Source organism: Methyloversatilis sp. XJ19-13 (assembly GCF_024580155.1).
In the GTDB taxonomy this organism is placed as follows: Bacteria; Pseudomonadota; Gammaproteobacteria; order Burkholderiales; family Rhodocyclaceae; genus Methyloversatilis.
This window is the reverse complement of the sequence record NZ_JANINH010000004.1, coordinates 87391-99039: the sequence shown is the minus strand read 5'-3', so window position 1 is coordinate 99039 and position 11649 is coordinate 87391. Positions and strand designations below refer to the sequence as shown.

Genomic DNA, 11649 nt, shown 5'->3' with positions numbered 1-11649 from the left:
CGCTTTCGAATCCTCACATGGCTTACGCACAGGTCGGCATGGAAACCCGGGTGGCCGGTGCGGACCCACACCTGCTCATCCTGATGCTGTTCGACGGTGCGCTGATGTCGGTGTCCACCGCCAGCCACCAGATGGAAATGGGTGAAACCGCCGGCAAGGGCCTGTCGATTTCGCGTGCCATCGACATCATCGGCAACGGTCTGAAGGTGAGCCTGGATCTGGATGCCGGCGGCGAACTGGCGCAGCGGCTGTACGCGCTCTACGACTACATGTGCGCGCGACTGCTGCACGCCAATGCCCACAACGACCGCGCAGCACTGGAAGAAGTCAGTCACCTGCTGGGCGAATTGAAGGATGCCTGGGAAGAAATCAGGCAGAAGCTGTCGCAAGGCGCGCCCATGTAGGCAAAAGCAGAAATTGCACGGTAATTACCACTTACATGTGCGCCTCCGAACCGCCGACCGCCTGTACGCTCATTGACTAACCGGTACCTCCTGCACGACGGCCCGACGACATGAATTCACTGCCCCTGCTCGAAGACATGCACCAGATCTCCAGTCACATGGTTGATGCCGCGCGCGCCAACGACTGGGACCGCCTGGTCACGCTCGAACTCGACGTGTCCGCGCTGCGCCAGCGCATCGCGGACAACGACGAAGAGGCGACTTCGCCCTCCGAGCGTGCCCGCAAGGTTGCGCTGATGAAACAGATACTCGCCCACGACGCCGAAGTGCGCCGCCACATCGAACCCTGGATGGCTCAGGTCAAGGTGTTCCTGGGCAAGCTGCCGGCAGGCCGGGCCGAAAACGGCTGAACACATGTACAACCTGCTGCCGGGCATCTCGCAACGTCTTGCGGAACTGGCCCGCGGCTCGGTACAGGTCGCCGGTCCGGTCAGCCCGATCGGCGAACAGCTGCCTGAATTCCAGCCCGGCGAACGCTACACCGCTCAGATCATCCAGAACCTGCAGGACGGGCGCGCGCGCGCTCAGGTGGCCGGCCAGCTGGTCACGCTGCAGCTTCCGCAGGGTGCGCGCGAAGGCAGCACGGTCACCCTCACCCACGTTGCGCGCAATGCGCAGACACTCATTGCCACGCTGGTCCCGGAGTCCGCGACCGGCGAAACTGCCGATGTCAGCATCAGCGAGCCGGCGCGCGCCATCAGCGCCCTGCTCGACCGCCCGACACCACCGCCGACTCGCCTGTCCGCCGGGCAGGCACTGATTGATCCGGCCATGCTGCGTGCGAGCGCCAATGTGACCGATGCCGCCGCAACGCCACTTATCGCCGGCCGGCTGGCCAACGCGATCGGCCAGAGCGGCCTGTTCTACGAGTCGCACCAGGCGCAGTGGGTCAGCGGCGAGCGCACGATCGAATCCACCGAGCGCGAACCGCAGCGTGCCTTTGATCCCCCCACCCGTGCGACGCCGGCCACCCCGCAGCGCGCCGATGCCGCACCGCTCGCACGGGCCGGCGCAGAATTCGCACAGGTCAGCGACGCATCCGCCCCCGAAAGGGCCGAAGCCGCGCGCGCAGATTCCGCAACGCCCGCCGAATTGCGACCGCTGGTGCACAACCAGTTGCTGGGCCTGGCACAGCACTCGCTCGCCTGGGAAGGTCTTGCCTGGCCAGGGCAGATGATGAAGATCGAGATCGACGACCCGCGCGCCGACGGACGCGCCGACGAGGCTGCTGCAGAGGCAGACGCCGATGTACCCTGGACCTCGCGCCTGCGTCTGGTGCTGCCCGGTCTCGGGGAAGTCGAAACGTCCCTCACGCTGTGGCGCGATCACGGTATCGCACTCAATTTTTCCAGTGATCCGGATGCGCGGCTGCGCATGGGTGGCGCCCTGCTGGAGCTGCAGCAGCGCATGAGCGACGCCGGACTGCGTCTGGGTCAGGTGACCTTCGTCGATGCAGAACCTGTCGTCGAAAGTGATATGACCGGGTCGGCCGAAGACAACACGTCCGATCCCGCTGGCGCGCAGGTGCTGGCATGACGCAATCTGCCCGCGCCCAGGCGGTCGCCATGGCCTACGGTGCCGGTGATGCCGCGCCGCGCGTCGTGGCCAAGGGCAAAGGGCTGGTGGCCGACGAAATCATCCGGCGCGCGCGGGAAGCCGGCGTCTTCGTGCATGAATCGCGTGAAATGGTTGCGCTGCTCATGGGGCTCGATCTCGACCAGCGCATCCCGCCCGAACTGTATGTCGCCGTAGCCGAACTGCTGGCGTGGATCTATCGTGTCGAAAAGGGGCTGAACGCCGCTCCGCCATCGACCATCAGGGTACCAGCCTGACCTACCCTCCAACGCACCGCCGCAGTCCTGCACAAGCAGGCGCGGCACACCGACAGGACGCATTCCATGACCGAGGACATCCGGTTCGATCTGCTAGAAGCCGACGACTTCGCCCGCTACGTGCTGGACGGCACGACCGACATCCTGTTCTACCTGCGCGCGATCAAGGACCAGAAGGCCAACATCTCGGTCTATGCCGGCCGTTCGAACGAATCCTTTCTGACCGCTGTACTGGACATCGACGAAGCGCGCGGCGCCGTGGTGCTCGATGCGCCGCGGGACGAGAAGCACCTCGAAAAGGCGCTCAAGTCCTCACCACTCGTCTGCCTTACCTCGCTGGAAAAGGTGAAGGTGCAATTCATGGTTCCGCGCTGCCGCGGCGTCGATTTCGAGGGTGGCCGGGCGCTGGAGATTCCGCTGCCGACGCGCATGCTGCGCCTGCAGCGACGTGACTACTATCGCCTCATCGTGCCGCCCAATCCGCGCCTGCGCTGCCTGATCCCGACCGGTGACGGCAACGGACGCATGACAGAAGCAAACATCGTGGACATTTCGGGCGGAGGCCTGGCCGTCGTGGCGCCGCCGAGCAGTCTGAACCTGTCGGTCGACAGCCTGATCGACCAGTGCCAGATAATGTTGCCCGAACTGGGCACCATCACCGCCACACTTCAGGTACGGAACATGTTCCGCGTCACCGAGCGCGGCGGCAGCGAGCTTCGTGCCGGTTGCCAGTTCATCGGCCTGCCGGCCACCGCCGATGCATTGATCCAGCGTTACATCCTGCGCATCGAGCAGGAACGTACAAGTGCGCGCAGCGTCGACTAGCCACGACTCGACACTGCATTCGCGCCTTGCTGCAGATCGTTCCGTTGCTGACGGCAACTAATAAGCGCGCTAAGGTCTTACGATGGTGCAAACGGCAGTGCCATTCACGATCGAGACCGAGAGGCAATGAATATGGTGAACGAACTGCAGACATTGTTGCCCCACGGCTACTGTTTCTCGTGGCAGAAGGACCTGGTACTGCTGCATGTCGTAGCCAACGTGCTGATCGCGGTCGCCTACTTCACGATCCCGGTCACCTTGTGGACCTTCGTGCGCCGTCGCACCGATCTGAGTTTCGGCCCGATCTTCGTGATGTTCGGCATCTTCATCATGGCCTGCGGCATCACCCACGTCATGGATGTGTGGACCCTGTGGTATCCGGATTTCTGGCTTGACGGCTGGCTGCGTCTATTCACCGCAGGCGTGTCGATCGCAACCGCCATCATGCTGTGGCGGCTGATCCCGATCGCGCTGTCGCTGCCCAGCCCCGAATCACTCAGCCGGGCCAACACCGAACTGAAGGCCGAGATCACCCGCCGCAAGCAGTACGAAGCCGAACTGCGCACGCTGAACAGCCAGATGAAGCAACAGATCGACGAACTCGAATCGCTGTCGTACGCCATCTCTCATGACGTGCGCGGTCCGCTGCGGCACATAGAAGGATTCGCGCGCGCGCTGGCCGACAAGCACCCGGCACCTCCTGACCACCCGGCTCAGCGCTACATCGAGCGCATCCGGGCATCAGTCCATCACCTGAGCAATATCGTCGAAGGTCTGCTCGCATTTTCACGCGCCAGCCGCACCGAGATGCGCCGCGAGCGTTGCGACATGAACACGCTGATCGCCGAGGTGGTGGAAGAACTTGCCCCCGACATGGACAGTCGTGTCGTCGAGTTGAAGGTCGGCTTGCTGCCGGACGTGCAGGCCGATCCGAAGCTGCTCTACCAGGTTCTCTACAACCTGATGGCCAATGCATTGAAGTATTCGCGCGACCGTGCACCGGCAGTGATCGAAGTCGATTGCATCGATGCCAGCGGCGACGACCTTGTTTTCCGGATCCGCGACAACGGCGCCGGATTCGACATGCAGTATTCGGGCAAGCTGTTCGGCGTGTTCCAGCGCCTGCACCATTCGAGCGAATTTGAAGGCACCGGCATCGGGCTGGCGAACGTGAAGCGCATCGTGGAGCGTCACGGCGGCCGCGTCTGGGCCACCGGCGAAACAGGCGCAGGCGCCAGTTTCTTCGTCTCCCTGCCGCGGCTGGCCCGCACTGCTGCCGAACGTCCGGCAGACCCCTTCACAGGAGTAAGAAATGCCCCTGCACTTGCGTGACATTCTGGTTGTCGAGGACAACGCCAACGATGTCGAACTGATGCTGCTCAGCCTTGGCGAGCTCAAGCTCGCCAACGATATCGTCATCGTTCGCGACGGGGTGGAGGGGCTGGACTACCTCTACAAGCGCGGCCGCTTCACCGCGCGCGAAGGTGGCCAGCCTCTGTTCATGATGCTCGACTTGAACATGCCGCGCATGGGCGGTATCGACATGCTGGTCGAAATGCGCCGCGACGACAGCCTGCGCACCCTTCCGGTGGTGATCATGACCTCTTCGCGCGAAGATCCGGACCTGCGCCGCTGCTACGACCTGGGCATCAACGCCTACGTCGTGAAACCGGTGGATTTCGACCAGTTTTCGCGCACTGTGACCAACCTGGGCGTTTTCTGGGCGCTGATAAACGAGCCGCCACCGCGGATCTGAACCTTAGGACCAACCACCCATACGGCTGATCAAGAACGATTTTTTGCCCCGTCGCAGATTCTTCTGCCACGAAACAAGAATGTTCTGTGACACCTGCATCCGTTTTGTCCTCTGCCGAGTAGAGGGAACGACGACGCGCTCTCGAGTTGCGGTCTCGTCCATTTCCCCAACCATTTTCTTCGGAGAGGTCAGACATGTACGAAAAAACCCGGAAGTACAGAACATCCCTTCTGGCAACAGCATCCACCGTCGCGCTCGCCCTTGCAACGCCGGCCAGTGCTGCCGAATTCATCGGTCTGACGACCGGCAATGAAATCGGCATGATCAGCAGCAGCAACAGTTCAGCCGCCACCTTCACGTCGATCACCGGTCTGGGCGCCGGCGAACGTATCCTCGGCATCGATCTGCGCCCCAGCAACAACATGGTGTATGGCGTCAGCAGCCTGAACCGCATCTACACGCTTGACGTGTCGAGCGGCATGGCCACCTTCATGGCGGCACTCGACACCCCGCTGGTCAACCCGTCGCTGTCGTACGGCATCGACTTCAATCCGGTGGCCGATTTCGCCGGAGCAGGGTCGCTGCGTTACGTCAGCAACGTCGGTCAGAACCTGGCGATCAACGTCGATACAGGTGTCATCGGCAATGCCGCCAGCGTCGTCCCGTCCGGCTTCAGCGCCGTCGCCTACACCAACTCGGACGCTTCGGCGATGAGCGGCCCGGCATCGACTGCGCTGTACTACCTGAACACCACGACCGATACGCTGCACGTCGCGCCGACCGCCTTCAATGCTCCGACCATCACGACCATCGGTTCGCTCGGCATTTCGGGCAACGTGATCGGCGCCAACGGCTTCGAAATCGACGCCAGCGGCATGGGCTGGGCGGCACTGACGCTGGACAACGGCGACAGCGGTCTGTACTCGATCGACCTGGGCACCGGTCTGGCGACGTTCAATGGCGCACTGAACGCCAACCTGCGCGGCTTCACGTCGGCCTCCTTCATGGCGCCGGTGCCGGAACCCGAAACCTGGGGCATGCTGCTGTCCGGTCTCGGTCTGATCGGCCTGATGGCGCGCCGCCGCATGCGCAGGGCCTGAGCACGCTGCACCTCGCGCGGGCTTCGGTTCGCGCGAACTTCAGGGGCTTTGCACCGCGGGGTGCGAAGCCCTTTTTTCGTCCGTGCCAGACGACGGATGGCGCCGGTCCGGATCAGCCGAGCAGCAGGTCGAAAAAATCAACCGGAACGACCTTGCGCGCCAGCGGTGCCGGCGGCCGCGGCCAGGGTCGCAGCAAGGCGCCCCGATCCGGCGAAAGGCGCTGTTCGAACTGCACGAAGTGCTGGCCGTTGATCCGGTTGTATTCGCTCTGGAAGGCCGCAAGGTAGGCATCCGGGGTCAGTCCGCGGGTGGTGCCATGCAGCAGGTTTTCGATGCACAGCGCGGACAGCCGCGCAAACGCGGTGAGCCTGCCGACCTCGGCAGCCGCGTCCAGATGGCCGTCGGCATCGAGCGTCCATTGCTTGCGCTCGAGCAATTGGGCGTAGGCGACCGCGGCGTCGCGCACCGGTTGCAGTCCGGTGACGGCCGTCGGGTAGGCATCGTTATGAAGGCGTGCCTGGGCGATGTCGATCAGCGTTTCGCGGAATCGCTTGTAGCGGTCGAACACCACCGTCACGTAGAGCGACAGCAGCGTACCGAACAGGATGCCGAGCAGCGCGCCGGCTGCATCCTTGCCCCATCGGACCCAGACACGTTCATCCGGTGGCAGGTCGGGAAGCAGATCAGGCGGAGAGGCACAGACGATCTGCGGCGGCGGACAGGCCGGGCAGCCGTCGGTCGGCGGGCAGACCGCGCCGGGATCGACCGCGGGCTCGGGCGCAGCGGAAGCCACGACGATCGCGGCGAACGATATGGTCGCCGCAACGTCCGCTACATCAGCGTGCGCGACGCCGTCCAGCCAAAGCGAACAGGCCAGGGCCGCAACGCGGCACGCCCGCTGCACCTTCATACGACCCGCCGCCGGATCCATGTGCCCACAGCCCGGTCGTCAGTCGAGCACATAGGTTTCATCCTGTTCGGGCACCACGGCTGACCACCCCAGCTCGTGCTCCAGCTTCTGGCGCAGGCTGTCCGCCGCCGTCGCTTCGCCATGCGTCACGAATACACGGCGTGGCGCGCGCCCGACCGGGCGCAGCCAGTCGAGAATCTCGCGGTAGTCGGCGTGCGCAGACACGCCGTCAACCTTGGCCACTTCGCAAGCGATCGGCGCATCTCGGCCGAAGATGCGCAGGCTGCGCGAGCCCTTCAGCAGCGCGTCGCCGCGCGTGCCTTCGGCCTGGTAACCGGCGAGCACGACCGTGTTGCGCGGGTCGGCGCCAAACGCCAGCAGGTGATGCAGGATGCGGCCACCGTTGAGCATACCGGCCCCCGCGATGATCACCTTGGGATAACGGTTGCCCGACAGCGCTTCCGACTCCTCCGGCGTGCGGGTGAAGGTCACCGCGTCACGCATGCGGTCGCACGCCTCCTGACTGAGCCGGTGCTCGTGCCGGTAACGTCGAAACACACCGGTCACGTCGATCGCCATCGGGCTGTCGAGGAAGACCGGCAAGGCCGGAATGCGTCGCTCGTCCATCAACGTCGCCAGCAGATGCATCAGCGTCTGGGCGCGCCCGACCGCGAACGACGGCAGCAGCACCGTGCCGCCGCGCGCTGCGGTGCGGCTGACGATGTCGGCCAGCGTGGCGAACGGGTCATGTTCGGGATGCAGGCGGTCGCCATAGGTCGACTCGACCACCAGCCAGTCGGTGTCGGGCAGCGGCTCGGGTGCGTGCATCACCGGATCGTCCGGCCGCCCCAGATCGCCGCTGAAGGTGATGCGCTGCCCGGCGCACTCGATGCAGACGCTGGCCGCGCCGAGGATGTGCCCGGCACGCTGGAAGGTGACGCGATACGGGCCGATCGTGAACGGCTCGCCGAAACCGGTGCTGCGCAGATGCTTCATCGCGTGACGCGCGTCATCCGCCGTGTACAGCGGCTCGGCCGGATGGTGTTTGCTGTAGCCGTACTTGTTGGCGTGACGTGCGTCTTCTTCCTGCAGATGGGCACTGTCCTCGAGCAGGATGTCCACCAGTTCCCGCGTGGCCGGCGTCGCCCACACCGGCCCGTCGAAGCCTTCGCGCATCAGCCGCGGCAGGTAGCCGGAGTGGTCGAGATGGGCATGCGTCAGCACGACGGCCGACAGCCCGGCCGCATCGACCGGAAATGGCTTCCAGTTGCGACTGCGGATGTTCTTCACGCCCTGGAACAGGCCGCAATCCACGAGCAGCGAGTGCCCCTCGTGCGTCAGCAGATAGCGCGAGCCGGTCACCGTACCGGCGGCGCCCAGAAATCGGATTTTCATCGTTGTCGTCCTCCCGCCACGAGTGTAGGCCCCGATGGCGACAAGCGACAGGCGCGCCCGTCAGCCCGTTTGCGGAAGATTCCGGGCGATGCGCCACAGCACGCCGGCAGGATTGAACAACACGAGATCCCGCATGCCCCACGGCCGGTCTTCGGGCCCGCCGACCGACACACCGAAGCGGCGGGCGATATCGGTGGACACGACATGTGCGTGCCAGTCGTTGACGTCGGCAACCAGCAGATGCATCTGGAACTGCCGGGCAAACGCCGGCGCGTCGAACGCCTGCAGCAGGAAGCTCACGTGGCCGTGGCGAACGTATGCGAGGCGGTCGTCCGTCCACGACACTTCGAAACCGAGCGCGAGGTAGAACCGGCGCGACAGTTCGAGGTCGGTGGCCGGCACGAAGGCCTTGATTTCGACCGGATCCAGATTCATCACGCGTCGCGACGGATACCGACAGCGCGTCTCGCCCGCAGACCGATCAGGGTCAGGCCGGCCAGCAGCATCAACGCACTGTCGGGCTCCGGCACTGCCGACACCTGCCACCCCATGTCGGCGAAGCCGGCATAGTCGAGCGCGGTGGGCAACTGGCGTTCGCCGAAGGGCGTGCTCGGATCCATCATCGTTTCCTGCAACCGGCCATCACGCACGCTGTTCGTTCCTTCCGCCCAGTGACTGCCGTAGCGGTCGAGCGGCACGCCGCCCCCGTACGCCGCCACCGACGCTGCGCCGGTGAACAGACCGGTGTTGGCATCGATCTGCGCCCGCCACGAATCGGCTTCGCCAAAACCGAGGATATGACCGATTTCGTGCGTGGCCGTGGTCAGGAAATCCGGGCCGCCGGTCGACAGCCCTCCGGCGTCCGCGCCGAAGTACCAGTCATTGCTGGCGTTGAACCAGATGTAGCCGCCCCACGTGGCGTAGTCGCTGGCATCCGGACCGGTGGTGTTGAGCTGGCCACGCGTCATGACCGCGTCGACAAAAGCGGCACTGCCGGTGGCCTGCAGGTTGACGCCGGTACCGGCGAAGCCCAGCACACCCGGCGCCGACGGCGAGCCGCCGACGTAGATGCGCAACGTGTCGGCTTCGATGGCGACGTTGTTCAGCGTCACGCCAGGCCCGCCCAGACTCGGGTGCAGGAAGGACACCGACCACTGGTCGCCCTCAGCCGGCGTAATCGCGCTCAGCGTATCCGTGAAGCCGCTGTAATGGGAGGCGGCCAGGTCGAGCAAGGCGCGGCGATCGATGCGCGGTGCACCGGTCGCCGGGTCGGTGAAGAAGCCGCGCGTGTCGTAGGTGTAGTCGAATTCGATCTCGAGTGCGGAAGCTGGCGACGCGGAAGCGATCAGCAGGCATGCGAGCAGCCGCATCGGTGCGCCGCGTCGCCATGACTTCGGTGTGCGATCACGCATGGCCGGTCTCCCCGCGGCAACCCGCGCATGCGGCGCGGCGAGCCCGCGCGGCGACCAGACCCAGGCCGCCCAGCAGCGTGGCCCAGGCGTGCGGTTCGGGCACCGCCGACAGCGGCGTGACCGAACCGGTGCCGCTGCCATAGACACCCTGCAGCGCACTGACCATTTCGCCGTCGAGCGCGAACACCGGACCTTCGTAGACAGAAAGCTGCGCCGGCGCAGCCGCTGGCGCATCGCCACTGTCGTAGTGCCCCATGCCCAGTGAATGTCCGAGTTCGTGCTGAGCCACCGCATAGAACCACAGCGGCGTCCAGCCGGCACCGAAGCGTCCGGCATTGAACACGATGTCGCCCGCCAGACCACTGGCAGGCGAAAACGGGAAGTAGGCGTAGGCATTCGCGTCGCTGATGTGGGCGACCAGACCGACCCGGATGTCGGCCAGACCAGCCGGGTCGTATTCGCCGGTTTCCGGCATCGGCCCACCATCGGTCTGCTCGACAAAATGGATGGGCAGCACCGCCGCATAATCGGACAGCGCCTGCTCGAACGCGCTGCGCAGCACCGACACCGGCAGCGCCACGCCGGCTGCATCGCGCAGCCCTCCGTCGAGCAGATTGCTGAAGCTGTAGGTCAGCGTGAGATCGCTGCCGGGTCCGTCCGGCTGGGCCCAGCTGGCGTACATCGGATAGTGGCCGGCCGATGCGGGCGCTGCGACAAACAGTCCGGCGAGGGTCAGTGCGCCGACCAGCTGACGTAACGGAAGGATCGTGCCGCTCACCGCGTTTCCCCGGCAGCGCGCTGGCGGCGACGCGCCAGGCTCAGCAGGCCGAGACCGGCGAGCAACATCGCATGGGTCTCGGGTTCGGGCACCGCCGAAACCGTCAGGAAGACCGAACCGGGCGCTTCGGTGTTGTTCAGGAAGCCATGCAGGAATTCGTTGCCCGAGGTGTCGTTGAGGCCGGTCAGAGCGATCACCTGCACCGCATTGCCGCCGCTGATCCAGCTACCCACCAGTGCCGACACATCGAAGCTGACGGCGCCCGGCCCGGTCACGACACTGCGCGCCGCGGCGTCGGCCGGCAGGATGCTCTGGTTGTAGAAGTTCAGCCAGCTCACGCTGCCCGCGGGATTCGTGTCATCGCTGATCGCTGTGAACGGGTTGGCGGCCACACCGTGCGCCGACACGGTGAAGGGGGTGTCGGCGCTGGCGTCGGCACCGAATCCGCCGCTCGTCGACTGCACCGTCAGCAGCGCGCTGACCGGTCCGGTGAAGGACGAGAAGTCGTAATCGAACGCGAGATAGATGGTTTCTGCGCCGATCGTGCCGAAGGGATTTCCCGTCGATACGCGGAACACGGGTCGGTTGTCGCCCGCATAGCCGCGCACGGCATTCGCGCCCTGGAAGAAGGAAGACGTCGTGACGTCTTCGGTCACGTCTATCGTCACCGCGTGCGCGGGCGTAACGGTCAGCAGTGCCCCCAGCATCAGGGCAGCGGCGGCATACGGGGCATGTGTGCGGATGGTCATCGTGTCACCTCTTGGATCTTGAAAGTTATCTGCACCCGGTCGCACTGAAGGGCATGGCTTTGCGACATGACGGGTGTGCAGTCGGAGGCTGGCGGACCGATACGGTCGCTGCTGGCAGGTCGGGCGCGAACTGCGGAACGGACGGCTTGCGTGCCCGTGCGGGCCGGGCGGTGGCTGGCGAAGGACTTGCTGGGTGACGGACGGGGTGTCGACGCCTGGCTTGCAGTCGCCGCGGTGACGACTTCCATGTCATTCGGAAGCCGTCACCGCGGACGAGTGAAGAATCCGTTAAATGAGAATCATTGTCAACTGCAGACTCACGTGCCTGACCTGACCTTGCCGATGGCTATCGGCGCCCTAGCGCGTCGCGGGATCGACGCGGTGACTCAGTCGTTTCGCCTAGTCCGATGCGTTTGACGCACTTCGGT

General features: G+C 65.1%; 14 protein-coding genes. 8 read left to right on the top strand and 6 right to left on the bottom strand.

The window, feature by feature from the left end:
* The first annotated feature begins 17 nt into the window (after window positions 1-17).
* The 8 genes from fliS to NMQ14_RS06905 all read left to right on the top strand — a co-directional run bounded on the left by fliS (window position 18) and on the right by NMQ14_RS06905 (window position 5977).
* Window positions 18-404: a flagellar export chaperone FliS gene (gene fliS / locus NMQ14_RS06940; protein ID WP_083224169.1), complete on the top strand. Its 387-nt coding sequence runs from the start codon at window positions 18-20 to the stop codon at window positions 402-404.
* A 110-nt stretch (window positions 405-514) separates the two neighbouring features.
* Window positions 515-814: a flagellar protein FliT gene (locus tag NMQ14_RS06935; RefSeq protein ID WP_257094683.1), complete on the top strand. Its 300-nt coding sequence runs from the start codon at window positions 515-517 to the stop codon at window positions 812-814.
* Window positions 815-818: 4 nt separating this feature from the next.
* Window positions 819-2000: a flagellar hook-length control protein FliK gene (locus NMQ14_RS06930; RefSeq protein ID WP_257094681.1), complete on the top strand. Its 1182-nt coding sequence runs from the start codon at window positions 819-821 to the stop codon at window positions 1998-2000.
* Window positions 1997-2296, top strand: a complete 300-nt coding sequence (locus tag NMQ14_RS06925; RefSeq protein WP_257094680.1) for an EscU/YscU/HrcU family type III secretion system export apparatus switch protein — start codon at window positions 1997-1999, stop codon at window positions 2294-2296. Before NMQ14_RS06930 ends, NMQ14_RS06925 begins: the two co-directional genes overlap by 4 nt.
* Before the next feature lie 66 nt (window positions 2297-2362).
* Window positions 2363-3121 (top strand): flagellar brake protein, encoded by a 759-nt coding sequence (locus NMQ14_RS06920; protein ID WP_257094679.1) that lies wholly within the window; start codon window positions 2363-2365, stop codon window positions 3119-3121.
* Window positions 3122-3247: 126 nt separating this feature from the next.
* On the top strand, window positions 3248-4453 hold the full coding sequence (locus tag NMQ14_RS06915; protein WP_257094678.1) for an ATP-binding protein: 1206 nt from the start codon (window positions 3248-3250) through the stop codon (window positions 4451-4453).
* On the top strand, window positions 4434-4877 hold the full coding sequence (locus NMQ14_RS06910; protein ID WP_257094677.1) for a response regulator: 444 nt from the start codon (window positions 4434-4436) through the stop codon (window positions 4875-4877). The genes NMQ14_RS06915 and NMQ14_RS06910 overlap by 20 nt, the downstream gene beginning before the upstream one ends.
* Window positions 4878-5071: 194 nt before the next feature.
* Window positions 5072-5977 carry a DUF4394 domain-containing protein gene (locus NMQ14_RS06905; protein ID WP_257094676.1) on the top strand — a complete coding sequence of 302 codons (906 nt, stop codon included), beginning with the start codon at window positions 5072-5074 and terminating at the stop codon, window positions 5975-5977.
* A gap of 112 nt (window positions 5978-6089) precedes the next feature.
* Here NMQ14_RS06905 and NMQ14_RS06900 read toward each other — a convergent pair whose 3' ends face one another.
* The 6 genes from NMQ14_RS06900 to NMQ14_RS06875 form a co-directional block, all read right to left on the bottom strand.
* Window positions 6090-6770, bottom strand: coding sequence for a hypothetical protein (locus NMQ14_RS06900; protein WP_257094675.1), 681 nt, complete (start codon window positions 6768-6770; stop codon window positions 6090-6092).
* A 156-nt stretch (window positions 6771-6926) separates the two neighbouring features.
* Window positions 6927-8282 (bottom strand): MBL fold metallo-hydrolase RNA specificity domain-containing protein, encoded by a 1356-nt coding sequence (locus tag NMQ14_RS06895; RefSeq protein ID WP_257094674.1) that lies wholly within the window; start codon window positions 8280-8282, stop codon window positions 6927-6929.
* 60 nt (window positions 8283-8342) lie between these two features.
* A complete protein-coding gene (locus NMQ14_RS06890; protein WP_257094673.1) occupies window positions 8343-8717 on the bottom strand; it encodes a VOC family protein in 375 nt (124 codons plus the stop codon).
* Window positions 8717-9694 carry a PEP-CTERM sorting domain-containing protein gene (locus NMQ14_RS06885; RefSeq protein ID WP_257094671.1) on the bottom strand — a complete coding sequence of 326 codons (978 nt, stop codon included), beginning with the start codon at window positions 9692-9694 and terminating at the stop codon, window positions 8717-8719. The genes NMQ14_RS06890 and NMQ14_RS06885 overlap by 1 nt, the downstream gene beginning before the upstream one ends.
* Window positions 9687-10472 (bottom strand): PEP-CTERM sorting domain-containing protein, encoded by a 786-nt coding sequence (locus NMQ14_RS06880; protein ID WP_257094669.1) that lies wholly within the window; start codon window positions 10470-10472, stop codon window positions 9687-9689. Before NMQ14_RS06880 ends, NMQ14_RS06885 begins: the two co-directional genes overlap by 8 nt.
* The gene (locus NMQ14_RS06875; protein ID WP_257094667.1) at window positions 10469-11221 is read right to left on the bottom strand and encodes a PEP-CTERM sorting domain-containing protein; all 753 of its coding nucleotides are present in this window, start codon (window positions 11219-11221) and stop codon (window positions 10469-10471) included. Before NMQ14_RS06875 ends, NMQ14_RS06880 begins: the two co-directional genes overlap by 4 nt.
* Window positions 11222-11649: the final 428 nt, after the last annotated feature.